25 protein-coding genes are annotated in these 26,499 nt (G+C 71.4%); 15 read left to right on the forward strand and 10 right to left on the reverse strand.

Translation table 11 applies throughout. The features are described 5' to 3' along the window. Nucleotides 1–89: 89 nt before the first annotated feature. Nucleotides 90–1,817: a DEDD exonuclease domain-containing protein gene (locus AOM05_RS07170; protein WP_082097347.1), complete on the forward strand. Its 1,728-nt coding sequence runs from the start codon at nt 90–92 to the stop codon at nt 1,815–1,817. A gap of 22 nt (nt 1,818–1,839) precedes the next feature. On the opposite strand, the gene trpD is transcribed toward AOM05_RS07170, so the two are convergent. Beyond that, nucleotides 1,840–2,880, reverse strand: a complete 1,041-nt coding sequence (gene trpD / locus AOM05_RS07175; RefSeq protein WP_062520719.1) for an anthranilate phosphoribosyltransferase — start codon at nt 2,878–2,880, stop codon at nt 1,840–1,842. A gap of 8 nt (nt 2,881–2,888) precedes the next feature. Continuing rightward, nucleotides 2,889–3,311, reverse strand: coding sequence for a response regulator (locus tag AOM05_RS07180; protein ID WP_062520887.1), 423 nt, complete (start codon nt 3,309–3,311; stop codon nt 2,889–2,891). Between the two features lie 167 nt (nt 3,312–3,478). On the opposite strand from AOM05_RS07180, the gene ctaE reads away from it, so the two are divergent. The 6 genes from ctaE (at nt 3,479) to AOM05_RS07210 (ending at nt 9,444) form a co-directional block, all read left to right on the forward strand. Continuing rightward, nucleotides 3,479–4,108 (forward strand): aa3-type cytochrome oxidase subunit III, encoded by a 630-nt coding sequence (gene ctaE, locus AOM05_RS07185; RefSeq protein WP_062520721.1) that lies wholly within the window; start codon nt 3,479–3,481, stop codon nt 4,106–4,108. A gap of 12 nt (nt 4,109–4,120) precedes the next feature. Beyond that, nucleotides 4,121–4,906 (forward strand): cytochrome bc1 complex diheme cytochrome c subunit, encoded by a 786-nt coding sequence (qcrC, locus tag AOM05_RS07190; protein ID WP_062520724.1) that lies wholly within the window; start codon nt 4,121–4,123, stop codon nt 4,904–4,906. Next, nucleotides 4,903–5,985: a cytochrome bc1 complex Rieske iron-sulfur subunit gene (gene qcrA / locus AOM05_RS07195; protein WP_062520726.1), complete on the forward strand. Its 1,083-nt coding sequence runs from the start codon at nt 4,903–4,905 to the stop codon at nt 5,983–5,985. Before qcrC ends, qcrA begins: the two co-directional genes overlap by 4 nt. Further along, nucleotides 5,985–7,607 carry a cytochrome bc1 complex cytochrome b subunit gene (gene qcrB, locus AOM05_RS07200; RefSeq protein ID WP_062520727.1) on the forward strand — a complete coding sequence of 541 codons (1,623 nt, stop codon included), beginning with the start codon at nt 5,985–5,987 and terminating at the stop codon, nt 7,605–7,607. Before qcrA ends, qcrB begins: the two co-directional genes overlap by 1 nt. Nucleotides 7,608–7,988: 381 nt before the next feature. Next, entirely contained in the window at nt 7,989–8,609 is a 621-nt protein-coding gene (locus tag AOM05_RS07205) for a superoxide dismutase (protein WP_062520729.1), read from the forward strand. 109 nt (nt 8,610–8,718) lie between these two features. Further along, nucleotides 8,719–9,444, forward strand: coding sequence for a potassium channel family protein (locus AOM05_RS07210; protein WP_062520730.1), 726 nt, complete (start codon nt 8,719–8,721; stop codon nt 9,442–9,444). Between the two features lie 17 nt (nt 9,445–9,461). Here AOM05_RS07210 and AOM05_RS07215 read toward each other — a convergent pair whose 3' ends face one another. From AOM05_RS07215 to ctaC, 4 genes are all read right to left on the reverse strand, one after another. Further along, on the reverse strand, nt 9,462–11,825 hold the full coding sequence (locus tag AOM05_RS07215; protein ID WP_062520732.1) for an ATP-binding cassette domain-containing protein: 2,364 nt from the start codon (nt 11,823–11,825) through the stop codon (nt 9,462–9,464). A gap of 153 nt (nt 11,826–11,978) precedes the next feature. Continuing rightward, a complete protein-coding gene (locus AOM05_RS07220) occupies nt 11,979–12,380 on the reverse strand; it encodes a cytochrome c oxidase subunit 4 (RefSeq protein WP_062520734.1) in 402 nt (133 codons plus the stop codon). A 12-nt stretch (nt 12,381–12,392) separates the two neighbouring features. Beyond that, nucleotides 12,393–14,108 carry an aa3-type cytochrome oxidase subunit I gene (gene ctaD / locus AOM05_RS07225; RefSeq protein ID WP_062520735.1) on the reverse strand — a complete coding sequence of 572 codons (1,716 nt, stop codon included), beginning with the start codon at nt 14,106–14,108 and terminating at the stop codon, nt 12,393–12,395. Continuing rightward, a complete protein-coding gene (gene ctaC / locus AOM05_RS07230) occupies nt 14,108–14,983 on the reverse strand; it encodes an aa3-type cytochrome oxidase subunit II (protein WP_062520737.1) in 876 nt (291 codons plus the stop codon). The genes ctaD and ctaC overlap by 1 nt, the downstream gene beginning before the upstream one ends. Before the next feature lie 47 nt (nt 14,984–15,030). On the opposite strand from ctaC, the gene AOM05_RS07235 reads away from it, so the two are divergent. Both AOM05_RS07235 and AOM05_RS07240 read left to right on the forward strand, forming a co-directional pair. Continuing rightward, nucleotides 15,031–16,149: a cysteine desulfurase family protein gene (locus tag AOM05_RS07235; RefSeq protein WP_228373236.1), complete on the forward strand. Its 1,119-nt coding sequence runs from the start codon at nt 15,031–15,033 to the stop codon at nt 16,147–16,149. A 1-nt stretch (nt 16,150) separates the two neighbouring features. Beyond that, nucleotides 16,151–16,408, forward strand: a complete 258-nt coding sequence (locus AOM05_RS07240; RefSeq protein ID WP_228373232.1) for a sulfurtransferase TusA family protein — start codon at nt 16,151–16,153, stop codon at nt 16,406–16,408. A gap of 12 nt (nt 16,409–16,420) precedes the next feature. On the opposite strand, the gene erpA is transcribed toward AOM05_RS07240, so the two are convergent. Both erpA and AOM05_RS07250 read right to left on the reverse strand, forming a co-directional pair. Continuing rightward, nucleotides 16,421–16,774: an iron-sulfur cluster insertion protein ErpA gene (erpA, locus tag AOM05_RS07245; RefSeq protein WP_062520741.1), complete on the reverse strand. Its 354-nt coding sequence runs from the start codon at nt 16,772–16,774 to the stop codon at nt 16,421–16,423. An 87-nt stretch (nt 16,775–16,861) separates the two neighbouring features. Next, nucleotides 16,862–17,842 carry a glycerate kinase gene (locus AOM05_RS07250; protein WP_156165088.1) on the reverse strand — a complete coding sequence of 327 codons (981 nt, stop codon included), beginning with the start codon at nt 17,840–17,842 and terminating at the stop codon, nt 16,862–16,864. Nucleotides 17,843–17,882: 40 nt separating this feature from the next. Between AOM05_RS07250 and nadA the strand changes: the two genes are divergently transcribed. The 4 genes from nadA (at nt 17,883) to AOM05_RS07270 (ending at nt 21,656) form a co-directional block, all read left to right on the forward strand. Next, complete coding sequence (gene nadA, locus AOM05_RS07255) at nt 17,883–19,085, forward strand: quinolinate synthase NadA (RefSeq protein ID WP_062520746.1); 1,203 nt, start codon at nt 17,883–17,885, stop codon at nt 19,083–19,085. Between the two features lie 37 nt (nt 19,086–19,122). Then, the gene (locus AOM05_RS07260; RefSeq protein ID WP_062520748.1) at nt 19,123–19,689 is read left to right on the forward strand and encodes a DUF3043 domain-containing protein; all 567 of its coding nucleotides are present in this window, start codon (nt 19,123–19,125) and stop codon (nt 19,687–19,689) included. A 140-nt stretch (nt 19,690–19,829) separates the two neighbouring features. After that, a complete protein-coding gene (locus AOM05_RS07265) occupies nt 19,830–20,837 on the forward strand; it encodes an aldo/keto reductase family protein (RefSeq protein WP_062520750.1) in 1,008 nt (335 codons plus the stop codon). Between the two features lie 159 nt (nt 20,838–20,996). Then, nucleotides 20,997–21,656 (forward strand): phosphoribosyltransferase, encoded by a 660-nt coding sequence (locus AOM05_RS07270; RefSeq protein WP_062520752.1) that lies wholly within the window; start codon nt 20,997–20,999, stop codon nt 21,654–21,656. 7 nt (nt 21,657–21,663) lie between these two features. On the opposite strand, the gene AOM05_RS07275 is transcribed toward AOM05_RS07270, so the two are convergent. Then, nucleotides 21,664–22,572 (reverse strand): LysR family transcriptional regulator, encoded by a 909-nt coding sequence (locus AOM05_RS07275; RefSeq protein WP_082097348.1) that lies wholly within the window; start codon nt 22,570–22,572, stop codon nt 21,664–21,666. A gap of 83 nt (nt 22,573–22,655) precedes the next feature. Here AOM05_RS07275 and AOM05_RS07280 point away from each other — a divergent pair, with 83 nt between their 5' ends. Continuing rightward, nucleotides 22,656–23,744 (forward strand): SLAC1 family transporter, encoded by a 1,089-nt coding sequence (locus AOM05_RS07280; RefSeq protein WP_062520754.1) that lies wholly within the window; start codon nt 22,656–22,658, stop codon nt 23,742–23,744. A 45-nt stretch (nt 23,745–23,789) separates the two neighbouring features. Here the strand turns inward: AOM05_RS07280 and pyrD are convergent, their stop codons facing one another. After that, nucleotides 23,790–24,806, reverse strand: a complete 1,017-nt coding sequence (gene pyrD / locus AOM05_RS07285) for a dihydroorotate dehydrogenase (quinone) (RefSeq protein ID WP_062520755.1) — start codon at nt 24,804–24,806, stop codon at nt 23,790–23,792. Nucleotides 24,807–24,839: 33 nt separating this feature from the next. Here pyrD and AOM05_RS07290 point away from each other — a divergent pair, with 33 nt between their 5' ends. Then, nucleotides 24,840–26,282 carry a leucyl aminopeptidase gene (locus tag AOM05_RS07290; RefSeq protein ID WP_062520757.1) on the forward strand — a complete coding sequence of 481 codons (1,443 nt, stop codon included), beginning with the start codon at nt 24,840–24,842 and terminating at the stop codon, nt 26,280–26,282. Nucleotides 26,283–26,499: the final 217 nt, after the last annotated feature.

Consider the following 26,499-nt stretch of genomic DNA (forward strand, 5'->3'; position numbering starts at 1 on the left):
GGTCTGACATTGCGATGTGATGCCTGGTCCGCACGTGGAAAGGGACGCGGGAGCGGACGCTGTCGGAGGGCTGACGTACCGTCGTTCGCATGACAGGCCCCTCCTCCACCGTCGAGCAGCTGCTGCACCAGCAGCGCTCCTTCGAGGACGTCGGCGAGCCTCTGCACCGCACCACCTTCGTGGTGGTCGACCTCGAGACCACCGGCACCTCTCCGGGCACCGCGCGGATCACGGAGATCGGCGCGGTCAAGACGCGCGGCGGGGAGGTGATCGGCGAGTTCCAGACGCTCGTCGACCCGGGGATGCCCATCCCGCCCATGATCGTCGCGCTCACCGGCATCACGGACGCGATGCTGGTGGCCGCCCCGCGCATCGAGGCGGTGCTGCCCGCGTTCCTCGAGTTCCTCGGGGACGCGGTCCTGGTCGCGCACAACGCCCCCTTCGACACCGGCTTCCTGCGCGCGGCGTGCAAGGAGCACGGCTACCGCTGGCCGGGCAACCAGGTGGTCGACACGGTGACGCTCGCGCGCCGCGCGACCACCAAGGAGGAGGCGCCCAACAAGAAGCTGTCCACGCTCGCGCGGGTGTTCGGCACCACCGTGGAGCCGAACCACCGCGCGCTTGAGGACGCGCGCGCCACCTCCGAGATCCTCCACCGCATGCTCGAGCGCATCGCGGCGTTCGGCATCACGCACCGCGAGGACCTCGACGCGCTGCGCAACCCGATGCCGGAGTCCATCCGGAAGAAGTCGGCGATGGCGGAGGGCGTCCCACCCAAGCCCGGCGTCTACATCTTCCGCGGCCCCCGAGGCGAGCGTCTCTACGTGGGCACCTCGAAGAACCTGCGGTCGCGCGTGAAGTCGTACTTCACCACCGCGGAGCAGCGGCGCTCCATCAGGGACATGCTCGAGCTCGCGGCGGGCGTCGACACCATCGTATGCGCCACCGAGCTCGAGGCGAACGTGCGCGAGGTGCGGCTGATCGCCCAGTACAAGCCCCGCTACAACCGCAGGTCGGCACGGCCGGAACGGACCCCCTGGGTGAGGCTCACGGAGGAGCGGTACCCCCGGCTCGTGGTCTCGCGCGCGGTCGCCGGTCCCGAGGGCGCGCTCGGACCCATGCGGTCGGGCGGTGACGCCCGGCTCGCCATCGAGGTCCTCCAGGGAGCGCTCGGGATCCGCACGTGCACCACGCGTCTCCCGATCACCCCGCGCACGGGAGCGCGCGCCTGTCTCCTCAAGGACCTCGGCGCGTGCGCCGCACCGTGCGTCCGCGGCGAGGCGTCGGGCTACGACTCGACCGCCGAGGCCGCGCGCACCGCCCTGCATCGCGACCCGACCGCGGTGGTGGACGCGATCCAGCAGCAGATCGCGGAGCGCGCCGAGGCGCTGGACTACGAACGCGCGGCTGAGCTCCGCGACGGCGTGAGCGCCGTCATCGACGGCGCGATGCGCGCGCAGCGGCTGGCCGCGCTCGCCCGCTGCGGGATCGTGGCGGTGCGCCGCGTCGGCGACGGGTGGGACGTCGCCGCGTTCCGTGGAGGCGCGCTGGTGGGCTCGGAGCGTGTCAAGGACGGCGTGTGGGACGCCGCGGACCGCCTGCACACGCTCACGGACGACCTGGGCCTGGAACAAGAGGTGCTGATCGAGGAGCGCGAGCTCGTGTCGCGATGGATCGAGTCGCCGGGCACCCGCCTGCTCTACGTCGACGGCGAGTGGTCGAACCCCGTCGGCGGAGCGGGCCGCCATGCGCGCTGGGTCGAGGCGCGCAACGCGGACCGCAGCGCGCGCCCGCTCACGCGCGGGCGAGAGGAGTAGGCGTAGTCCGGGGCCGCGTGCCTCAGGACCGCGTCGCCGCGACCCACCGGTCGAGGACGTTCGCGGCCGCACCCGAGTCGACCGCGCGCGCGGCGTGCTCCATGCCGGCCTCGAACCGCTCCACCAGGGTGCCGCTCGAGGTCCCCGGCAGGGTCGCGTCGGCCACGAGGCCCGACGCGGCGTTGAGCAGGACCGTGTCGCGCACCGGGCCGGCGGCGCCCGCGAGCACGTCGCGCACCACCGCGGCGTTCTCCTCCGCGTCGCCTCCGCGCAGGTCCCCGAGGGTGATCCGGGCGAGCCCGAGGTCCGCGACCGGGTCGAGGCGCAGCTCGGTGACCCCGCCGCCGCGCACCTCCCAGACCGTGGCGGCGCCCGTCGGCGCGAGCTCGTCGAGGCCGTCGTCGCCGTGGAACACCAGCGCCTCGCGCCCCTGCGACGCGATGACGCCGGCGAGCACGGGCGACACGCGCAGCGACGACGAACCGATGGCGGTCGCCTGCGGCTGCGCCGGGTTGGTCAGCGGGCCCAGGATGTTGAGCGTGGTGGGGATGCCCAGCTCCTTGCGGATCGGCATCGCGAAGCGCATCGCGGGGTGGAACACCTGGGCGAAGCAGAACGTGATGCCCACCTCGGTGGCGAGCTCCTTGACCCGCTCGACGGGGAGGTCGAGGCGTACGCCTAGCGCGCCGAGCACGTCCGCGGAGCCCGACTTCGACGTGGCGGCGCGGTTGCCGTGCTTGACCACCGTGGGTCCGGCGCCCGCGATCACGATCGACGCCATGGTCGAGATGTTGACGGTGTGCGCGCCGTCGCCGCCCGTGCCGACGATGTCGACGGTGCGACCGGGCACCTCGAAGCGAACCGCGTGCTCGAGCATGGCGGCGGCGAGGCCGGCCACCTCCTCGGGGGTCTCGCGCTTGACGCGCAGCGCCGCGAGGAACGCGCCCATCACCACAGGCGAGGCGGAGTCGGTGAGCACCAGGTCCATGACGGCCCCGGTCTCCTCGGCCGTGAGGTCCTCGTGCTCGACCAGGCGCGCGAGCAGGTCCTGGAGCGTGGGCATCGCGCGCCTCAGGCGGTCGCGGGAGCGAAGAACGAGTCGACCGCGTCGCGCACCGCGAACGGGTCGAGCGGGTGCGACACCGCCGCGTCGGCCTCCGACCAGGTCGCGAGCCAGGCGTCACCGGGACGGCCCACGAGCAGCAGGATCGGCGGGAGCACGTACAGCTCGTGGCGCATCTGGCGCGCGATCGCCATGCCGCCCACCTTCGCGGCCTCGCCGTCGAGGATGACCAGGTCGAACTCGGACGAGTCCACCGCGTCGATCACGGCCGCGTGCGTCGCGGTCTCGGTCCACTCGATCGGACGCCCGTGGGTGGTCGGGCCGACCGCGAAGCGCACCTTCTCGCGCACGTTGCGATCGTCGCTGTACAGGAGGATGCGAGCCTTGCGGACGGCCACGTCCCCGGACTCGTGCTTGACCACGTCGCTCATGGCGCCCATTCTGGCACGACACCAGGGCCGGTCCGCCCCGCATCGTCCCGTCGCCGGCGGCCACGGGCACCGGGTGCCGAGGCGGCTCGCGCGGCCGTGGGAACACATGCCGACGTTCGGCCGTTGGATGGTGAGTCCCGGGTGCTCCGTACGCTTTAATGGGACCTATGTCCCACGCCACGACTGCGCCGTCGCCCATCCACGCGACCCGGCCCAATCAGGTAGCCGTCGGCACCATCGTGTGGCTGAGCTCCGAGCTGATGTTCTTCGCGGGTCTTTTCGCGATGTACTTCACCCTGCGTGCTCAGGTTCCCGAGGTCTGGGCCGACAAGACCGAGCTGCTGAACATCCCCTTCGCCCTCGCCAACACCACCGTCCTGGTGCTGTCCTCCTTCACCGCCCAGGCGGGCGTGTGGGCGGCCGAGCGCTACCAGCGCCGCCGTACGGGCAAGCTGTACCAGGTCAAGGGCTGGGGCATGCATGAGTGGTTCGTGCTCACGTACATCATGGGCTCGGTGTTCATCGCCGGCCAGGTGTACGAGTACGCGATGCTCATCTCGGAGGGGCTGACGATCTCGTCGAGCCCCTACGGCTCCGTCTTCTACCTGACCACCGGCTTCCACGGCCTCCACGTGCTCGGCGGTCTCATCGCCATGCTGTTCGTCCTCGCGCGCTCGTTCGCCGCGAAGAAGTTCGGCCCGCACGAGGCGACGACCACCATCGTCGTCTCGTACTACTGGCACTTCGTCGACGTGGTGTGGATCGCGCTGTTCGCCGTGATCTACCTGATCCAGTAAGGGCTGATCACCGTGAACGCACTCGCACGTCACCGCTACCACCGCGCCGCGCCGGTGGTCCTCGTCCTCCTCCTCCTCGCCCTCATCGCCGGCGTCGCCGCCGCGGTCTCCACCGCATCGTCCGCCGAGGCCACCACGGCCACCGCCGACGACGTCACCGAGGGCCAGAAGCTCTTCGCCGCCAACTGCGCGTCCTGCCACGGCCTCGACGCCCAGGGCACCGACGGCGTCGCCCCCTCGCTCGTGGGCGTGGGTGCCGCGGCCGTCGACTTCCAGGTCGGCACCGGCCGCATGCCCATGCAGGCCTCCGGCCCGCAGGCCCGCGCGAAGGCGCCGCAGTTCTCCCAGGAGGAGATCTCGCAGCTCGCCGCGTTCGTCGCGTCGCTCGGCGCCGGCCCCGCCATCCCCACCGAGGAGCAGGTCGACCCCGCGCTCGGCGATCCGGCGAACGGCATGGAGCTCTTCCGCACCAACTGCGCCATGTGCCACGGCTCCGTCGGCGGCGGCGGTGCCCTCACGCAGGGCAAGTACGCGCCGAACCTGTGGGAGACCACTCCCACCCACATCTACGAGGCTATGCTCACCGGCCCGCAGTCGATGCCGGTGTTCAACGACGCCAACATCGACCCCGAGGGCAAGCGCGACATCATCGCCTACCTCAAGGCGCAGGACGAGGGCTCGCCGGGCGGTCTCCGCCTCGGCACCATCGGCCCCGTCGCCGAGGGCATGTGGGGGTGGCTCGTCGCCCTCGGACTCATCATCGCCAGCACCGTGTGGATTGGAAGCCGTTCTTCATGAGCACCACTGAGAACTCGACCGGGCACGGCCCCGAGGGCTCGGAGACCACCAACGGCTTCGAGAACCCGGGCATGCCCTACCACCGCCCGCGCCGCGCGGACGTGGACCCCAAGGCCGACAAGAAGGCCGAGCGCCAGGTAGCCGCCCTCTTCGGCGTGTCGATCGTCGGCACCGTCATCGCCGTCGGCTCGTACATGGCGCTCGACATGACCGACGAGATCGACTCGATCCGGTTCGTCAACATGGCGATCGGCCTCGGCATCTTCCTCGCCATGATGGGCATCGGCCTCGGCGCGATCCACTGGGCCAAGACCCTCATGCGCGACCACGAGATGGTCGAGGAGCGTCACGCGCTCCGCTCGTCCGACGAGTCCCGCGAGGGCGCCATCCAGAACCTCAAGGACGGCGCCGAGGACTCCGGCCTGGGCGGCGTCAAGCGCCGTCCGGTGCTCGTGGGCTCGATGCTCACCGCGCTGCTCGCCGCCCCGCTCGCCATCCTGTGGCCGCAGATCGGCAACATGGGCGCGGACTGGAACACGTCGAACTTCGGCCACACCATGTGGCGCAAGGGCATGAAGCTCACGCGCGACCCCGACGGCACGCCCATCAAGGCGTCGGACGTCACCATCGGCTCCGCGTTCCACGTGATCCCCGAGGGACTCAACGAGCTCGAGCACCACAAGATCGAGGAGAAGGCCAAGGCCGTCGTCCTCCTGCTCCGCCTCGACCCGCGCGACCTCAACCTGCAGCCGGGCCGCGAGGACTGGTCCTTCGACGGCATCATCGCGTTCTCGAAGATCTGCACGCACGTCGGCTGCCCCGTGGCGCTGTACGAGCAGCAGACCCACCACCTGCTGTGCCCGTGCCACCAGTCGACGTTCGACGTCGCCAACGGCGCCAAGGTGGTCTTCGGTCCCGCGAAGCGTCCGCTCCCCCAGCTCCCGATCACGGTCGACGACGAGGGCTACATCATCGCCCAGAGCGACTTCCACGAGCCGATCGGCCCGTCCTACTGGACGCGCCTCAAGGACACCTCCGACGGCCTGCACGCCGATGAGACCGAGGGGAGCAGCCACTGATGGGCGCTCGCGTCAACACCGCTGCCGCCGGCACGGCCAACTGGGTCGACGAGCGCACCTCGATCGGCGGGTTCGTCAAGTTCTTCGCGCGCAAGCTGTTCCCCGACCACTGGTCGTTCATGCTGGGCGAGATCGCGCTGTACTCGTTCATCGTCCTGCTGCTGTCGGGCGTGTTCCTCACCGCGTTCTTCGTCCCGTCGATGACGATCGTCACGTACGACGGACCCCTCGCGACCATGCAGGGCGTGGAGATGTCCGAGGCCTTCGCCTCGACGCTGCACATGTCGTTCGAGGTCCCCGGCGGCCTCCTCATGCGCCAGATCCACCACTGGTCGGCGCTGCTGTTCACCGCCGCGATCGTCACCCACATGGCTCGCGTGTTCTTCACCGGCGCGTTCCGCAAGCCGCGCGAGCTCAACTGGCTCGTCGGCTTCACGCTGATGATCCTGTCGCTCGCGGCGGGCTTCTCGGGCTACTCGCTCCCCGACGACGTGCTCTCCGGCAACGGCCTGCGCATCATCGAAGGCGTCACCCGCTCGATCCCGATCGTCGGCGAGTACATCTCGTACTGGATCTTCGGCGGCGAGTTCCCCGGCGAGATCCTCATCCCCCGCCTGTTCACCATGCACATCCTGCTGGTGCCCGGCCTCATCCTCGTGCTGATCGCGCTGCACCTGTTCCTGGTGTTCCTGCACAAGCACACGCAGTACCCGGGCGGCGGCCGCAAGCACACCAACGTGGTGGGCCTGCCCCTCTTCCCCGTGTACACCGCGAAGGCCGGCGGTTTCTTCTTCGTCGTCTTCGGCATCGTCGCGCTGGTCGCGGCCGTGTTCACCATCAACCCGGTGTGGAACTACGGCCCGTACGACCCGTCGCCCGTGTCGGCCGGCACGCAGCCCGACTGGTACATCCTGTTCGTCGACGGCGCCCTGCGCCTCATGCCGGGCTGGCTGTTCGACGTGATCCCGATGGAGTGGGAGATCTGGGGCTACACGCTGTCCTGGAACCTCCTCATCCCCGCGCTGATCCTGCCGGGCCTGTTCTTCGGCTTCCTCGCGCTGTACCCGTGGATCGAGGCCTGGGCCACCGGCGACCGCGGCGAGAAGCACGTGCTCGACCGTCCGCGCAACGCGCCGGTCCGCACCGGCATCGGCGTCGCCCTCATCACGTTCTACGTGGTGCTGGTGATGGAGGGCTCGAACGACATCATCGCGAACCTCTTCCACCTGTCGCTCAACGACCTCACCTACTTCTTCCGGATCGGCATCTTCGTGCTGCCGGTGCTCGCGTTCTGGATCACCCGTCGCATCTGCTTCGGCCTCCAGCGCAAGGACCGCGAGCTGGTGCTGCACGGCAAGGAGACCGGCCGGATCGTGCGTCACGAGCACGGCGAGTACGTCGAGGTCCACGAGCCGCTCACCGACCAGGAGCGCTGGCTGCTCGTCTCCTACGACGACATCGCCCCGCTCGAGATCGAGGACGAGTACAACGACCGCGGCGTGCGCCGCAAGGGCTACCGGTGGGACCGCTTCAAGAAGTGGCTGTCGCACCTGTACTTCGAGAAGCGCATCTCCCCCGTCACCCCGGAGGAGCTCGAGGCCGCGAAGCACGAGCACCACTAGCAGCACCGTCCGCAAGGGGCGTCCGGCATCCGCCGGGCGCCCCTTCGGCGTTCCTGGGACTCGCAGGGGGACGATGCGCGGGCCGGTTCTCCCCCGGCGTCGCCTCGGGCGTCGGACAGCCGATGACACTTGTAGCTCAGATGTACCGGCGTGAAGGATGTGACAGCCAAAGGAGCGGTCACGCGCCCCACCCGTCACAACCGCCATGGGGATTCCACCGCCGCGCCAACTGCGCACGGGATGCCGGAATTCCCTGGCATCCGCCGAGGTTGTCACCCGTGTCCCACCTCGCTCCGACCCGCGCGGGTCGCTAGGCTCGGAGCGTTCCCGGAAACCCGGCCGCGCCGTGCACCCACGCCGCGGCCCGACCTTGGAGGAAGAATGGCCGACTACACGCTGCCGGACCTCTCGTACGACTACGGCGCCCTCGACCCGCACATCGCGGGTCAGATCATGGAGCTCCACCACAGCAAGCACCACGCCGCGTACGTCGCCGGCGCGAACACCGCGCTCGAGAAGATGGCGGGCGCGCGCGAGTCGGGCGACTTCGGCGCCATCGCGGGCCTCGAGAAGGCGCTCGCCTTCAACCTGGGCGGCCACATCAACCACTCGATCTTCTGGACCAACCTGTCCCCCGAGGGCGGCGACAAGCCCGAGGGCGAGCTCGCGGCCGCGATCGACGAGCACTTCGGGTCCTTCGACGGGTTCCGCGCGCACTTCACCAACAACGCGATGACCATCATGGGCTCCGGCTGGTCGATCCTTGCGTGGGACGCGCTCGGCAAGAAGCTCGTGATCGTCCAGCTCTACGACCAGCAGGGCAACGTGCCGGTGGGCCTGGTCCCGCTGCTCATGCTCGACATGTGGGAGCACGCCTTCTACCTGCAGTACAAGAACGTCAAGGCGGACTACATCAACGCCTGGTGGAACGTGGTCGACTGGGGCAACGTCGGCCAGCGCTTCGCCAACGCGACCGCCGCGCAGGGCCTCATCAACCTGTAAGGCCATCGGCGCATCGTCCTCAGGGGCGGTCTCCCACCCGGGAGGCCGCCCCTTCGCCGTGCCCGGCCCGCACTCGCGCCCGCACCAGGCGCGACGCTACGGTGAGACCATGTCGACCGAAGCCGCGAGCCCCGGCGACCGCCTCACCGAGGCGGCGCGCCACCGCCCGATGCTGTGGATGCTGCTCGCGACGCTCGTGGTGCTCCAGTTCGGCTACCCGATCACGTTCGAGGGCCCAGGCTGGACGGTGCTCTACCTGCTCGTGTACATCGGCGTGGTGGCGTTCAGCATCCGCCGCGCGAACGAGGACAGGCGGCGGCGCTGGCCGCTGTTCGTCGCGTCCGTCGCGCTGGTGGCCGGCGCGACGTGGTTCGCGATCCAGCAGGACGACGCCCGCGCCACCGTCGCCATGCTCTCCGGCATCGGGCTCCTGCAGCTGAGCCTGGTGGTCTCCATGATCGGCTCGCTCATGCACCCGCCGGCGCGCGCCCGCACCATCGACCTGCTGCTGGTGGCGGTGTGCGCGTACCTGCTGCTCGGCGGCGTGTTCGGCGTGCTCTCGGCGCTGCTCGAGCACTCGCACCCCGCCAGCTTCGCCGATCCCAACGCCGGCGGCCCGCTGACGTGGCAGGCGCTGCTGTACGGCAGCTACGTCACGCTCGCGACGCTGGGCTTCGGGGACATCGTGCCCGTCGAGCCCTGGGCACGCTCGCTGTGGTCGTTCGAGGCCGTGGTGGGGACGCTGTTCGTCGCGGTGGTGATCGCACGCCTGGTCGGCGTTGCGGGCTTCGCTCAGCGCGACGTGCGCGCCCCCGGCAGCGCCGACGACGCCTGACCCTCGCCGCCGCGCCCTTACGCCCCCACGTACGCGGCGAGGTGCTCGCCCGTGAGCGTCGAGCGCGCCCCCACCAGGTCGGCAGGCGTGCCCTCGAACACCACCCGCCCGCCGTCGTGGCCGGCACCCGGGCCCAGGTCGATGATCCAGTCGGCGTGCGCCATCACGGCCTGGTGGTGCTCGATCACGATCACCGTCTTGCCCGCCTCGACCAGCCGGTCGAGCAGCGACAGCAGGTGCGCGACGTCCGCGAGGTGGAGGCCCGTGGTCGGCTCGTCGAGGACGTAGACGCCTCCCTTGTCGCCCATGTGCATCGCGAGCTTGAGGCGCTGGCGCTCCCCGCCGGACAGCGTGGTGAGCGGCTGCCCGAGCGACAGGTAGCCCAGCCCCACGTCGACCAGGTGGCCCAGGGTCTTCGCGGCCGCGGGGTTCCTGGCCTCGCCGTCGGCGAAGAACGCGTGCGCGGCCTCGACAGGCATCTCCAGCACGTCCGCGATGGAGCGCCCGCCCAGGTGGTACTCGAGCACCTCGTCGCTGAACCGACGGCCCTCGCACGCCTCGCACACGCTCGCGACGGTCTCCATCACGCCGAGCTCCGTGTAGATCATCCCCGCGCCCTTGCAGACGGGGCACGCGCCCTCGGAGTTGGCGCTGAACAGCGCCGGCTTGACGCCGTTCGCCTTCGCGAACGCCTTGCGGATGGGCTCGAGCACGCCCGTGTAGGTGGCGGGGTTGGAGCGGCGCGAGCCGCGGATGGGCTGCTGATCCACGGTCACCACGCCCGCAGCGGCCGGGATGCCGCCGTGGATGAGCGAGCTCTTGCCCGACCCGGCGACGCCCGTCACCACCGTGAGCACGCCGAGCGGGATGTCGACGTCCACGTCCTGGAGGTTGTGGGACGATGCGCCGCGCACCTCGATCGCACCGGTGGCCTTCCGCACGGCCTCCTTGAGCGCCGCGCGGTAGCCGAGGTGGCGTCCCGTGAGGGTCTCGGATCCCCGCAGCTCCTCGACGGTGCCCTCGAAGCAGATCTCTCCGCCCGCGCCACCGGCACCGGGCCCCAGGTCCACCACGTGGTCCGCGATCGCGATCGCCTCGGGCTTGTGCTCGACCACGAGAACGGTGTTGCCCTTGTCGCGCAGGCGCTGGAGCAGGACGTTCATCCGGGCGATGTCATGCGGGTGGAGGCCCACGGTCGGCTCGTCGAACACGTACGTGATGTCGGTCAGCGCGGAGCCGAGGTGACGGATCATCTTGGTGCGCTGCGCCTCTCCCCCGGACAGGGTGCTCGCGGCGCGATCGAGGGACAGGTAGCCGAGCCCGATCTCCACGAACGAGTCGAGGGTGCCCCGCAGGCCCGTCACCAGGGGCGCGACGGACGGCTCGTCGAGCTCGCGCATCCACGCGGCGAGGTCGGAGATCTGCATCGCGGAGAGCTCGGCGATGGAGGCGCCGCGGATCTTCGAGGAGCGCGCCAGCTCGCTCAGGCGGGTGCCGCCGCAGTCGGGGCACGCCGCGAACGTCACGGCGCGGTCGACGAACGCGCGGATGTGCGGCTGCATCGCGTCGGGATCCTTGGACAGCATCGACTTCTGGATCTTGGGGATGAGGCCCTCGTAGGTCATGTTGATCCCGGCGATCTTGACCTTGGTCTGCTCCTTGTACAGGAGCGAGTCGCGCTCCTTGGCCGAGTAGTCCTTGACCGGCTTGTCGCCGTCGAGGAAGCCCGACTCCGTGTACATGCGCACCGCCCAGCCGTCCGCGGTGTACCCGGGGATGGTGATGGCGCCCTCGGCGAGCGAGCGCGACTCGTCGACGATCTGGCTCAGGTCGAGCTCGCTGATGCGTCCCGTCCCCTCGCAGCGCACGCACATGCCGCCGGTGACCGTGTACTCGCGGTGCTCGCGCACCGTGCTGCCGTCCTTGCGGGTCACCGTCGCCGAGCCCGACCCGGAGGAGGACGCCACGTTGAAGCTGAACGCCTGCGGCGGGCCCACGTAAGGGTCGCCCAGCCGGGAGAACAGGATGCGCAGCATCGCGTGCACGTCCGTCGCGGTGCCCACCGTCGAGCGCACGTTCGCGCCCATGGGCTCCTGGTCCACGATGATCGCGGTGGTGAGCCCCTCGAGCACGTCGACGTCGGGGCGCGACTGGCTGGGCATGAAGCCCTGGATGAAGGAGCTGTAGGTCTCGTTGATCATGCGCCGTGACTCCGCGGCGATGGTCTCGAACACCAGGGAGCTCTTGCCGGAGCCGGAGACCCCGGTGAAGACCGTCAGGCGCCTCTTGGGCAGGGTGACGCTGATGTCCTTGAGGTTGTTCTCTCGCGCGCCCTCGACCCTGATGAGGTCGTGCGCGTCAGCGGCGTGGGGGGACTCCATGGCGACATTGTGGCGCATGGCACCGACAGCGTCCCCGCGACCCGCGCGCGGCGACGGCCGCGACCGCGCCGGCCGCCGCATCGTCCCGCTGCCCGGGGAACGCGACAGCGGCCCGCCCCCTGCCGGGGACGGGCCGCTGCGTGAGGCTGCGGGTCAGTGCGCGTGCTGGCCGCGCGAGTACTCCATGACCCAGCCGACCAGGCCGATCACCGCGAGGACGCCGGCCGGGGCCATGATCCACCAGTCGACCGCGGCGGCCACGAACACGAGCGCCGCGCCGGCGCCGCACACCAGCGGCCACCAGCTCCAGGGCGCGAACACGCCCTGCTCGCCGGAGTCCTCGGAGATCTCCGCGTCGAGGCGGTCCTCGGCGCGCTGGCCGTGACGCCGCTCGAGCATCTTGAAGTAGATGGCGACCATGCCGAACATGCCGCCGGTGAGGTAGATCGCGAGGAACCCGACCCACTCGGACCAGTGGGTGAAGATGCCGTACGCGGTGCCCGCCAGGAAGAAGAACAGGGCGGGGACGATGAAGATGTTGGCTTCGGTACGCAACTGTCGAGCTCCTTACGCGACGGGCGCGTGATCGCTGGCGTCACGCTCGGCCTGGTAGTGGTCGCGCGCCGCGGCACCGGGGTGGTGCAGGTCGAACGCGGGACGCTCCGAGCGGATGCGCGGGATGGACGTGAAGTTGTGGCGCGGCGGCGGGCAGGAGGTCGCCCACTCGAGCGAGTTGCCGAAGCCCCACGGGTCGTCGACCGTGACCAGCGGCGCGCGCTTCGACGTGATGTACACGTTCCAGAAGAACGGCAGCGTCGACAGGGCCAGCACCACGGCGCCGATGGTCGACAGCTGGTTCATCCAGGTGAAGCCGTCCTCGGGCATGTAGTCGACGTAGCGTCGCGCCATGCCGTGCGCGCCCAGCCAGTGCTGGACCAGGAAGGTGGTGTGGAAGCCGATGAACAGCAGCCAGAAGTGGAGCTTGCCGAGCGGCTCGTTGAGCATCTTGCCGGTGAACTTGGGCCACCAGAAGTAGAAGCCCGCGAACATCGCGAACACCACGGTGCCGAACACCACGTAGTGGAAGTGCGCGACCACGAAGTACGAGTCGGACAGCGGGAAGTCGAGCACCGGCGAGCTCAGGATGATGCCGGTGAGGCCGCCGAAGAGGAAGGTGATGAGGAAGCCCACCGACCACAGCATGGGCGTCTCGAACGTGAGCTTCCCTCGCCACAGGGTGCCGATCCAGTTGAAGAACTTCACACCGGTCGGGACCGCGATGAGCATGGTCATGAACGCGAAGAACGGCAGCAGCACCGCACCCGTGACGTACATGTGGTGCGCCCACACGGTGACGGACAGCGCCGCGATCGCGATGGTCGCGTAGATGAGGCCGTGATAGCCGAAGATCGGCTTGCGCGAGAACACCGGGAAGATCTCGGAGACGATGCCGAAGAACGGCAGCGCGATGATGTACACCTCGGGGTGACCGAAGAACCAGAACAGGTGCTGCCACAGGATGGCTCCGCCGTTGTCCGGGTTGAACACCTGCGAGTGCAGCACGCGGTCCGAGCCCAGCGCGAACAGCGCCGAGGCGAGCGGCGGGAAGGCCAGCAGGACCAGCATCGACGTCACCAGGATGTTCCAGGTGAAGATCGGCATGCGGAACATGGTCATGCCCGGCGCACGCATGGTGACGATGGTGGTGATGAAGTTCACCGAGCCGAGGATGGTGCCGAAGCCGCCGAGCGCGAGCCCGAAGACCCACAGGTCGCCGCCCACGCCGGGCGAGTACACGGAGTTCGACAGCGGCGCGTACGCGAACCAGCCGAACGACGCGGCGCCCTGCGGCGTGAAGAAGCCGGCCATCGCGATGACGCCGCCGAACAGGTACAGCCAGTAGGCGAGCATGTTGAGGCGCGGGAACGCGACGTCGGGCGCGCCGATCTGCAGCGGCATGATGAAGTTCGCGAAGCCCGCGAAGAGCGGCGTCGCGAACAGCAGCAGCATGATCGTGCCGTGCATGGTGAACAGCTGGTTGTACTGCTCCGCCGACTGCACCACCTGGATGCCGGGCTCGAACAGCTCGGCGCGGATCAGCAGCGCGAGCAGGCCGCCCACGATGAAGAAGAAGAACGACGTGATCAGGTACATGTACCCGATGGTCTTGTGGTCGGTGGAGGTGATCCACTTGATGACCAGGGAGCCGCGACGGGTCGGGGTCGCGGGGATGACGGCGGTCCGGCGCTCGTCGCCGGAGACCTCGAAGGGGACGGTGGCCATCAGGACTCAGACTCCTCGTGCTGCTCGGTCAGCTGGACCACCTGGTCGCGGCTGTACTCGTCGACGCCGATCTGACCCGAGTAGCCCTCGTTGCGGAGCTCCTCCATGTGGGCGTCGTACTCCTCGCGGGACACCACGGCCACGTTGAAGAGCATGGAGGCGTGGTACTCGCCGCAGAGCTCGGCGCACTTGCCCTGGTAGAGGCCCTCCTGCGTGGGGATGACCTGGAACGTGTTGGTCTTGCCCGGGATCACGTCCTCCTTGTAGAGGAACGCGGGGATCCAGAACGAGTGGATGACGTCGCGCGAGTCGAGCGTGAACTCGACGCGCTCGTCGACCGGGAGGTACAGGGTCGGGAGCGTCTCCTCGACGCCCTCCTCGCCGGTGAGGGTGGCCTGGACGCCCGGGTCGTAGACGTCGTCGTCGACGTAGTTGAAGTCCCAGCTCCACTGCTTGCCCACCACGTTGATGTGGATGTCGGGCGTCTCGGAGGTGTCCTTGATGGCCGCGATGTCCTCGGCGGTGTACTTGAACAGCACGCCGATCATCAGCAGCGGGACGATGGTGTACATCAGCTCGAGCGGCACGTTCGCACGCGTCTGCACGGGGAGCTTGTTGTCCCCCTTGCGCTTGCGGTAGACGGCGACCGCCCACAGGATCAGGCCCCAGGTGATGACGCCGACGGTGAGCGCGGCGATCCAGGAACCGTTCCAGAGGGTGATGATCCGCCCGGTCTGGTTGGTGACTTCAGGCGAGCTGGGAAGTGCGCCGTTCTCGATGCCGTTGGCGCATCCTGCCAGGAGGGACGTCAGTCCCAGGACAGCGATGCCTGCCAGGGCTTTTCCGGGCACGCGGGGACGTGAAAGGTGGGACACGCTGGCAGTCTAGCGCGCTGTACCGTGATGCCATGCAGGTCGCGCGCATGTTCCTGGACGCCAGTGGTTCCGCTCCTATGACGAACAGGACGCTCGAGGCGTTCCAGGCCGGCCTCGCGGACGGATGGACGGATCCCGCCCGCCTCCACACCGAGTCGCGTCGTGCCAGGCAGCTTCTCGACGCGTCGCGCGAGGCGATCGCGGAGGCGCTGGGCGCCCGCCCCGAGCACACGCACCTCGCGCACTCCCCCCATGCCGCGATCGAGCGGGTCATCGCGGGCGTGTTCACGGCGCGCCGCGGCCGCGACCGCATCGTCGCGTCCGCCGTCGAGCGCGACGCCACGCTGCACGCCGCCACCCACGTCGCGGCAGGGAACGTCACGACCGTCCCCGTGGATGCCCGCGGCCACCTCGACCTCGAGGCGTTCGCCGCGGAGATCGCCGTGCCCGACGTCGCGCTCGCCGCGGTCCAGCACGCCAATCACGAGATCGGCACCGTGCAGCGCCTCGCGGACGTCGCGGCGCTCACCGCCGCGGCCAAGGTGCCGCTGCTGGTCGACGCGACGGCGAGCATCGGTCACGGCCCCTCCCCCGCGCACTGGGACGCGCTGGTGGCGAACCCCGCGGACTGGGGCGGCCCCGCCGGGCTCGGCATCGTGGCGCTGCGCCCCCAGACGCGGTGGCTGCCCGCGTGGCCCGAGGGCGACGACTGGGCGCCCGGCGGCGTCCTGGTCCCCGCCGTCCTCGCCGCCGCTGTCGCGCTGCAGGAGCGGCGTGAGGAGCTCGACGCCACGTCGCTGCGCCTGCACGGCCTGGTCTCCCGCGTGCGCGACGCCGCCGCGGCGTGGCCCGGCGTCGACGTGGTGGGCGATCCCGACGAGCGCCTCCCCCACGTCGTCACCTTCTCGTGCCTGTACGTCGATGGCGAGGCGCTGCTGACGCGGCTCGACCGCGAGGGCATCGCGGTGGGCTCCGGCTCGGCCTGCACCACCAGCACGCTCGAGCCCAGCCGCGTGCTCGCCGCCGTGGGGGCGCTCAGCCACGGCAACGTGCGCCTGGGCCTGCACCCGGGCGTCACGGACGCCGACATCGACCGGCTCGTCGCGCTCATGCCGCGCGTGATCGCGGACCTGCGCGCCGAGGCGGGCGCGCCCGAGGTGGCCTGACGTGACGGGGGACGATGCGGCGGTCGCGGACGGCGGTCACGTCACCGTCGACGCGATGGGCCTGGTGTGCCCGCTGCCCATCATCGAGCTGGCGAAGGCGGCCCGCGGCAGGGAGGCCGGCACCGAGATCACGGTGCTGTGCACGGACGTCGCCGCGCGGGTCGACGTGCCGGCGTGGGCCCGCATGACGGGCCACGAGTTCGTGGGAGAGATGAAGACGGACGGTGCGGGCATAGCCCTCACCGTCCGTCTCCGCTGAATCCGCTACCGGTCAGCTGAAGGAGTCTCCACACGCGCAGGAGCTCGAAGCGTTCGGGTTATCGATGGTGAAACCCTGCTTCTCGATGGTGTCCGCGAAGTCGATCGTCGCGCCGTCCAGGTACGGGACCGACATCTTGTCGACCACGACCTCCACGCCGTCGAAGTCGCGAACCGCGTCTCCGTCCAGCGAGCGCTCGTCGAAGTAGAGCTGGTAGATCAGGCCCGAGCAACCGCCCGGCTGCACCGCGAGGCGCAGTCGAAGGTCTTCGCGGCCCTCCTGCTCGAGAAGGCTCCTGACCTTCGCCGCCGCAGCATCGGTGATGACGACGCCGTGCGACGTGGTCTCGGTTGCGAGATCAGTCATCGACGCCTCCTCTCTCTCGGGTTTCCTTGTCAAGCGTACGCCGCCCGCCCGGTATTCCGAACCCCCGGCGGAAGATTGGTGGATACGTCAGCGATCGGGCGTCCACGTGTGGGCCACCCGACGGATCTGGTCCGTCAGCGCAGCCTCCCCCGGAGGGGCCTCGTGCGCCGCCGCGATCCCCGCGGCCATGAGGTCGCGCCTGCCGACCGCGAGGTGCGACGTGACCACCACGCACGGGACGCCCCGGCGCGCGGCGAGCGTCGAGGCGGCGGAGGCGACCCCGTGGTCGAGGTCGCGGGCCGCCAGCCGCTCGACCACGGCGACCACCAGGTCGGCGTCCGCGGCCGCCGCGTCGAGGCCCGCGAGCTCGGCGGCCGCCGGTGCCGCCGGCATGAGGCGCGCTCCGATCGCCGCGAGGGCGTAGGCGAGGCCGCCCGCCGCACCCGTGCCCGGCTCGTCCGACAGGCGCGTCGGCCCGAGCAGCGCCCGGCGCGACGCCACCGGATCGGCGTCCCGTGCGATCGCCGCCCACCGCTCCTCCTGGACCTGCGCCGCCTGGGCGAGCGCCGCATCGTGCTCCCTGCCGTCCCGCACCGCAGCGCTCATGCCGGTGAATCCCAGCAGGGGCCGGTCGGACCCGACGAGCGCGACGATGTCGAGCGTCGCGACGCCGGCGCGCGCGGCCTCGAGGCCGCCGCTCCACAGGTCCGCGGCGTCGCCCGCAGGGGGCTCGTCGCCCAGGGGCACCACCACGCGTCCGGTCTCGCCCGCGGCCGCGAGCCCGAGCAGCGCCGCGCTCAGCGCACCCGGCTCCCAGCGCGTGCCCGTGACGGGAGCGAGCACCACCACCCCGGCCGCCCGCCGGGCCGTCGCGCCGCCGACGGGCCAGGGCTCGCCGGCCAGCGCATCGGCCGTGCGGGGCCCGCCCGCGGGCGTGCCGACCACCGTCAGGGACACCCGTGAAGCCGCCGCGGACCAGGCATCTCGGACCATTCGGGCGGTGGCGTCCGGGGACAGCGTCCCGGCGTCGACGAGGGGCCAGCTCTGGGCTGCGATGACGGCACGCATGGGCTCAAGTGTGCCCTGCCGACCGTGCGACAATGAGCAGATGACCCAGACCTTCCATGAGCCCTCGCCGTCTGCGCTGATGCTCCTGGGCGAGCGTCGCGACCCGCTCTCGGAGCGTGGGGTCGACTGCACCGGCGCCTTGCCGTCGCCCTCGGATCCCGACCTGGTGGAGCGCGCACGCGCGGCCAAGGAGGCCCTGGGCGACCGGGTGTTCATCCTCGGTCACCACTACCAGCGCGACGAGGTCATCCAGTTCGCGGACGTCACGGGCGACTCGTTCAAGCTCGCGCGCGACGCGGCCGCGCGTCCGGAGGCCGAGTTCATCGTCTTCTGCGGCGTCCACTTCATGGCCGAGAGCGCGGACATCCTCACGTCCGACCAGCAGGCCGTGGTGCTGCCCGACATGGCGGCCGGCTGCTCGATGGCGGACATGGCGAACATCAACCAGGTCGACGACGCCTGGGCGCAGCTCGAGGAGGCCGGCGTCGCCTCGCGCACCGTGCCGGTGACGTACATGAACTCGACCGCCGCCATCAAGGCGTTCTGCGGCGAGCACGGCGGCGTGGTCTGCACCTCATCCAACGCGGAGGTCGCGATGCGCTGGGCGTACGACCAGGTGGGCGGCGTCGACGGCGACGGCAAGGTGCTGTTCCTGCCCGACCAGCACCTGGGCCGCAACACCGCCGTCCTCAAGCTCGGCCTGTCGCTCGACGACTGCATCGTGTGGGACCCCCGCAAGCCCCTGGGCGGCAACACCCCCGAGGCGGTCGAGGCGGCGCGCGTCATCCTGTGGAAGGGCCACTGCTCGGTGCACGGCCGCTTCCGCCGCAGCCACGTCGACAAGTTCCGCGAGCAGGTGCCCGGGATCAACGTGCTGGTGCACCCCGAGTGCGCGCACGAGGTCGTGACGGCCGCGGACCACGTGGGCTCCACCGAGTACATCATCAACACCCTCGACGCCGCCGAGCCCGGCTCCAAGTGGGTCATCGGCACGGAGCTCAACCTGGTCCGTCGGGTCGCGAACGCGCACCCCGACAAGGAGGTGCACTTCCTCGAGGACACAGTGTGCTTCTGCTCCACCATGAACCGCATCGACCTGCCCCACCTCGTGTGGGCGCTCGAGACGCTCGTCGCGGGCGAGGTGCCCAACCGGATCGTCGTCGACGACGAGACGCAGCGCCTCGCCAAGGTCGCGCTCGACCGCATGCTCGCGCTGCCCGCGCTCCACCCTGCCAAGGACTGACCAGAAGGACGGACACGGGCCCCGGCCCGCATTGCTCATGAGCGACAACAACACCCCCGAGACCGAGACCCCCGGCGTCTCCCCCGCCACCAAGGGCCGCCCGACCCCCAAGCGCAAGGACCAGGAGGCCGCGCGCCGCCGTCCCGTGGTCGCCGACACCAAGGCGGACAAGAAGGCGCAGCGCGAGCGCCAGCGCGTGCAGCGCGAGAAGGAGTTCCAGGCGATGCGCGAGGGCGACGAGCGCAACATGCCGTACGAGCACCGCGGCCCCGAGCGTCGCTGGCTGCGCGACTCGGTCGACGCCCGCACCTCGCCCGGCGAGTTCCTGCTGCCCCTGTCGATCGTCTTCGTGATCGCGTCGCTCCTGGTGCCCGCCGAGTCGTGGCTGGGCCTCGGGCTGATCGTGCTGTTCTACGTCATCGTGCTCGGCGTCGCGGTCGACACGTGGCTGATGATCCGCCGTCTCAAGAAGCGCTTCATCGAGAAGTTCGGGGTCAAGCGCATCCCCCGCGGCTGGACGTTCTACGTGATCGCCCGCCACCTCAACATCCGCCGCTTCCGCGCCCCCAAGCCTGTGGTCAAGCGCGGCGAGTACCCGGTCTGACCGGACCGCGTCACCCTTCACGAGAGCCCGGGCCCACGGCCCGGGCTCTCGTCGTCTCCGCCGCATTCCCCGTTTCGCGCGCCGCTGAAACGGCCGCGCCCGGGCGAGCGGCGCATCGTCCCTCCCTCTAGGGTCGACCCATGGTCAACTATCGCTACCTGGGCAACTCCGGACTCAAGATCACCGAGCTCACCTACGGCAACTGGATCACCCACGCGTCGCAGGTCGAGAACGACCAGGCGAAGGCGTGCGTGCGCGCCGCGCTGGACGTCGGCATCACGTCCTTCGACACCGCGGACGTGTACGCGAACACCGCCGCGGAGACGGTGCTGGGAGACGCGCTGCGGGGCGAGCGTCGCGAGAGCCTCGAGATCTTCACCAAGGTCTACTGGCCCACCGGCCCCGGCGGCGCCAACGACACCGGGCTGTCGCGCAAGCACATCATGGAGTCCATCAACGGCTCCCTCACGCGCCTCAAGACCGACTACGTGGACCTCTACCAGGCGCATCGCTACGACTACGACACGCCGCTCGAGGAGACGATGAGCGCATTCGCGGACATCGTGCACGCGGGCAAGGCGCACTACATCGGCGTGAGCGAGTGGACGGCGGACCAGATCCGGGCCGGCGCGGCGCTCGCCAAGGAGCTGCGGATCCCGTTCGTGTCCTCGCAGCCGCAGTACTCGATGCTGTGGCGCGTGATCGAGGACGAGGTGGTGCCGGCATCGAAGGAGGTGGGCGTCGGGCAGATCGTGTGGTCGCCGGTCGCGCAGGGCATCCTCACCGGCAAGTACAAGCCGGGCCAGCCGGCCCCCGCCGGGTCGCGGGCCACCGACGAGAAGTCGGGCGCGCGCTTCATCGAGCGCTTCATGAAGGACGACATCCTCACGCGCGTCGCGGGGCTGCAGCCGATCGCGGACGAGCTGGGCCTCACCATGGCGCAGCTCGCGATCGCGTGGGTGCTGCAGAACGACAACGTCTCCGCGGCGATCATCGGCGCGTCGCGTCCCGAGCAGATCGTCGACAACGCCAAGGCGTCGGGCGTCGAGATCCCCGCCGAGCTGATGGTGCGGATCGACGAGGTGCTGGGCGACATCGTCGAGCGCGACCCGGCGCGGACCACCGAGGCGGGTCCGCTGTCGCGCTGACCGACCGCCGCGCACGCCGCAGACACACGAAGGCCCCGGGATGATCCCGGGGCCTTCGCTGCATCAAAGGAGAAAACAATGCTCGTACGCCTGGCAGGTGCGTACATGGGGTGAACGCGCGGGTGGGCGGACGTGTTCCCGCGGGCGCAGACTGGAGGGATGGAGCTCCTTCGGGATCGCGACGATGCGGGGGCCCGGTTGACCTGGCTGCTGTCGCCTCTGGTGACGCAGGGCGACGCGACGGGCGCCGTGGTCCTGGGCCTGCCGCGCGGCGGGGTGCCGGTGGGCGCGGCGATCGCACGAGGGCTGGGCCTGCCGCTGGACGTGGTCGTGGTGCGCAAGCTCGGGGCGCCGTCCAACCCCGAGTACGGGTTCGGGGCCGTGGGCGAGGGCGGGGTGCGCGTGCTCGACCGCGAGGCGATGGCGGTGCTGCGGATCACCGACGAGGACGTCGAGCGGATCGAGGCGCGCGAGCGGGAGATCCTCGAGGCGCGGCTCACGGCGTACCGGGCGGTGCGTCCGCGCGTGCCGATCGCGGGGCGCACCGCGATCGTGGTGGACGACGGCATCGCGACGGGCGGCACCGCGCGGGCCGCGGCGCACGTGGCGCGGTCCGCCGGGGCGTCGCGGGTGATCATCGCGGCGGGGGTGGCAGCGCCCGAGTCGCTCCACGCGCTGATGAAGGACGCGTCCGCGGACCTGGCGCTCGCGGCGCTCATCCCCAACCGCCTGGCCGCGGTGGGCCAGTGGTACCTCAACTTCTCCCAGACGCCCGAGTCCGAGGTGATCCGGCTGCTCGAGGAGGCCGCCGCGCGGTGACGTCCCGTCAGGCGCGGCCCGCGGGAGCCGAGGCGATGTCGAGGACGCGCGTGGCCGCGGGCGACAGGCGCCGTCGCGGGTCCCACACGGCGGCGAGCGGGCGGGTGAGGGACGGCCCCTGCACGGGGACGCGGGTGAGGCGCCCGGCGGCGACGTCCTCGCGCACCGCGCGCTCGCTGAGGGCCGCCACTCCCCCGCCCGCGAGCACCGTCGCGCGGATCGCCGCGGTGGTCGACAGCTCCGCCGCGGGCGCCGCGACCGTGCCCGGGCCGAGAGCGGACTCGAGCGCCCTCTCGAGCGTCAGCCGGGTGCCGGAGCCCGGCTCACGGCTAAGCAGGGGCGTGCGCGCGACCTCCGCGGCGCTCACCGAGGTGCGCCGCGCCCACGGGTGGCCGGGCGCGACCACGATCACCACGGCGTCGTGAGCGACCACGAGCGAGGCGAGGCCCGGCGGCGGGTCGGGCGTCTCGACGAAGCCGAGGTCGTCGACGCCGTCCCGCACGCGCGCCGCGACGCTCGCGCTGTTGACCGCGGTCAGCTCGACCTGGGCCGCGTCCGCGGTGCGGGAGTAGGCGACCAGCCAGCCGGGCAGCAGGTGCTCGGCCACCGTGAGGCTCGCGGCGATCCGCAGATGCGCGGCGGTGTCCGCGCGCAGGGCCGCGACCGCCGTCTCGAAGCCGTCCACCTGGGCGAGCACCGCGGCCGCCCAGCCCGCGACCATGACGCCGCGATCCGTGAGCGAGGTGCCGCGCGCCCCGCGGGTGAACAGCGCCACGCCCCAGCGCCGCTCGAGCGCGCGCATCCGCTGCGATACAGCCTGCTGGCTCACGCCGAGCTCGCGCGCGGCGCCCGTGAGGCTGCCGCCGCGCTCCACCTCGACCAGCATCCGCAGCTCCTCGACCGATGTCCCCGCCATGCGCCCTCCGTCACAACCTGTGCTTGTAGTTCCCCATGATTCTTGCACTACCGCCCCACCGCGAGGCTTGGGAGGGTGGTTCCATGAGCAGCGCACGCGTCCGTTCCGTCCCGCCGAACTGGTTCGCCGCGGTCATGGGCACGTCGATCGTCGCCACCGCGGCGCACGCGCTGCCGGTGCGCCTGCCCGGGCTGGACGCGGTCGCGTGGCTCGCGTGGGCGGCCGCCGGCGCCATCCTTGTCACGGTGGTCGCGGCGACGGCGGTCCACCTGGTGACGGACCGCGGCGCGCTGCGCGGCTACCTGCTCGACCCCCAGGTCGCGCCGTTCTACGGCGCCGCAGCGATGGGGCTGCTCGCGTTCGGCACCGCGACGCTGCTGGTCGCGGAGCCGCTGCTGGGCCGCGCGGCGGTGGCGACCGCGGGCGCGCTGTGGGTGATCGGCACCGCGCTGGGCCTCGCGACGGCGGTGGGCGTCCCGGTGCTCGCGTTCACGCGGCACACGGTCGCGCCGGACGCCGCTTCCGGCGCCTGGCTCATGCCCGTGGTGCCGCCGATGGTCTCCGCCGCGGGCGGCGCGCTCCTGCTTCCCTACCTCCACGGCGGTGCGGCCCAGGCGCTCGCCTACGCGTGCGTGCTCATGGCCGGCGCCGCGGGCCTCGCGACGCTCGCGCTGCTGCCGCAGATCTGGTCCCGCCTGGCCCATCACGGACGCGGAGCGGCAGTCGCGGTGCCCACCCTGTGGATGGTGCTCGGCCCGCTGGGCCAGGGCACCACCGCTGCGGGTCTGCTGGCCGACCTCGCCGGACCCGGACTGGGCGCCGATCGCGGCGTCCTCACCGTCGTCGCCGTCGCCGTCGGCATGCCCCTCATGGGCTTCGCGCTGCTGTGGCTCGCGATCGCCGGCGCCGTCACCGCGACCACCGCGCGCGAGGGGCTGCCGTTCTCCCTGGCCTTCTGGGCGTTCACGTTCCCCGTCGGCACCCTGGCGACCGGCGCATCGTCCCTCGCGACGCACACGGACGCCGCGGCGCTGTCCGCGCTGGCCGTCGCGCTGTTCGCGCTGCTGCTCGCGGGCTGGGGCGTCGCCGCCACCGGGACCGTGCGCGACCTGCGTGCGCGGCGCGGTCGAGGACTCAGCGTCCCGAACCGCCCCGCGATGGCCGGATCCTGAGGACCGAGCGTCCCGAACGGCGGATGTGGCGGGTCCGGCGCGCGGTCAGCGCGCGGTCAGCGCGCGATTGAGCCGCGCGACCCACCACGGGCCCTGGTACACGAACGCCGTGTAGACCTGGAGCAGCGTGGCGCCCGCGGCGAGCACCTCGCGCGCGTCCTCCTCCGAGGAGATGCCGCCGACGCCGATGAGGCACATGTCGGGGCCCACGCGTCCGCGCAGGCGCGCCATCACCTCGACCAGCCGCGGCAGCAGCACGGGGCCGGACAGGCCGCCGGGGCCGCGGTCGTGGGAGATGGTGGTGTTGGAGGCCACGATCCCGTCGAGGCCCAGCTCGAGCGCGAGGTCCGCGACGGCGTCGACGTCCGCATCCGCGAGGTCCGGGGCGATCTTCACCAGGAGCGGGACGCGGCGCTCGGCGACGGCGTCGTCGGCGGCGGCGCGCGTCGCGGCGAGGATGGGCCGCAGCGTCTCCACCGACTGGAGGTCGCGCAGGCCGGGCGTGTTGGGCGAGGACACGTTGACCACCAGGTAGTCCGCGTACCGCGCGAGCAACCGCGCCGAGTACGCGTAGTCGTCCGCCGCGCCCTCCGCCGGGGTCGCCTTGTTCTTGCCCAGGTTCACCCCGAGCACGATCCGCCGGCCGGCCGGGGTCGAGCGGAGCGCCTCGAGCCGCTCCGCCATCGCGTCCGCGCCCGAGTTGTTGAAGCCCATGCGGTTGCGCAGGCCCCGGACGTCCTTCTCGCGCCACGAGCGAGGCTTCTCGTTGCCCGGCTGGCCCTTCGGCGTGACGGTCCCGACCTCGACGAACCCGAAGCCCGCGGCCGCGAGCCCCGCGACCGCCTCGGCGTCCTTGTCCATGCCCGCCGCGAGGCCCACGGGGGCGGGGAACCTCAGCCCCAGCGCCTCCACCGCGCCTCGCGGATCGGGCGTCGCGACGAGGCCCAGCCGGCGCATCGTCCGGAACGCCCACGCGCCCCTGCCGATCGAGACGACGCCGAACCGGTGAGCCCATTCGGCGTCGGTGCGGGACAGGACGTGGCGGTAGAGGGGGGCGTACACGGGACCCAAGTTACCGGGGCTAGGCTCGACGGCATGACCTCACTCACCACCACCCAGGACCAGGTCGCGTCCCTCGAGGCCGACGCCATCATCGTCGGCTGGACCGCGGACAACACCGTCGCCGCCCACCCCCTCCTCTCCGACGAGGCCCGCGAGACCATCGCCGCGGGCGCCTCGCTCCTCGACGCGTCGTCGAAGGCCGGCAAGGTCACCGTCGTGCCGGGCGCCGGCACCGAGGCCCGCCGAGTCGTGGTCGTCGGCATCGGCGCGGGCACCCCCGCGGACCTGCGCGTCGCCGCCGGCGAGGCCTCGCGCCAGGTGGGCAAGAAGCCCACCACCGTCGTCGTGGCCCTTCCCGTCGAGGGGGACGATGCGGCGGTCGCCGTCGCGCAGGGCGCCCTGCTGGGCGCGTACACGTTCACCGACTACAAGTCCGACGTCTCCGCGGCGGTCGACACCGCGTGGATCGTCGCCGGCGCCTCGGACGCCGCGATCGCGCGCGCCGAGATCCTGGTGCAGGCCGCCGCCGGCATCCGCGACCTCGTCAACACGCCCCCGCTCGACCTCTACCCGGGCTCGTTCGCCGAGGTCGCCGAGCAGCTGGGCGCGCAGGCCGGCGTCGAGGTCGAGGTGTGGGAGGCGCAGCGCCTCGCCGACGAGGGCTTCGGCGGCATCCTCGCCGTCGGCATGGGCTCCTCGCGCCTGCCCCGCCTGGTGAAGGTGGCCTACAAGCCGTCCGACGCCACCCAGCACGTCGCGCTGGTGGGCAAGGGCATCACGTTCGACACGGGCGGCATCTCGCTCAAGCCGTCGAAGTCGATGGAGACCATGAAGTCCGACATGACCGGCGCCGCCACCGTGCTGCACGCCGTCATCGCCGCGGCCCGCGCCGAGCTGCCCATCGCGGTCACCGCGTGGCTGTGCATCGCCGAGAACATGCCGTCCGGCACCGCCCAGCGCCCCTCCGACGTCATCCGCATCTACGGCGGCCAGACCGTCGAGGTCCTCAACACCGACGCCGAGGGCCGCCTGGTCATGGCGGACGGCCTGGTCAAGGCGCGCGAGGAGAACCCCGACGTGCTGCTCGACGTCGCGACCCTCACCGGCGCGCAGGGCGTGGCGCTCGGCACCCGCACCTCGGGCGTCATGGGCACCCCCGAGATCCGCGACGAGGTCGTGGCCCGCGCGAACGAGGTCGACGAGGCGATGTGGGCGATGCCCCTGCCCGAGCACCTGCGCGAGTCGGTCGACTCGAAGATCGCGGACCTGCAGAACATCGGCGACCCGCAGGGAGGCGGCATGCTGTCCGCCGGCATCTTCCTGCGCGAGTTCGTGGGCGACACCCCGTGGGCGCACCTCGACATCGCCCGCCCGTCCTACAACGAGGGCAAGCCGTGGGCGGAGAACGTCGCCGGCTCCACCGGGCACTCGCTGCGCACGCTGTTCCGCTTCCTCGAGGAGCGCGCGCAGGCGTGATCCGCTGCTGATCGCTGGGCGAGGCCCGGTCCCCACGCGGGGGCCGGGCCTTTCCCATGCCCGGGCGCGCGCCGCATCGTCCCCCATGCGTGCCGCGGTGCCGCGCCGCCGGCGGCGGCGTCCTGCATGCAGGTGCGCACCAATGACAGTCCTGCATGCGGGTCGCGGCGACCCGTATGCAGGACCGATGCGAGTCGGGTCCTGCGGTGCTGGCCCG

Origin of the sequence: Demequina silvatica (assembly GCF_000971215.1) — a bacterium.
In the GTDB taxonomy this organism is placed as follows: Bacteria; Actinomycetota; Actinomycetes; order Actinomycetales; family Demequinaceae; genus Demequina; species Demequina silvatica.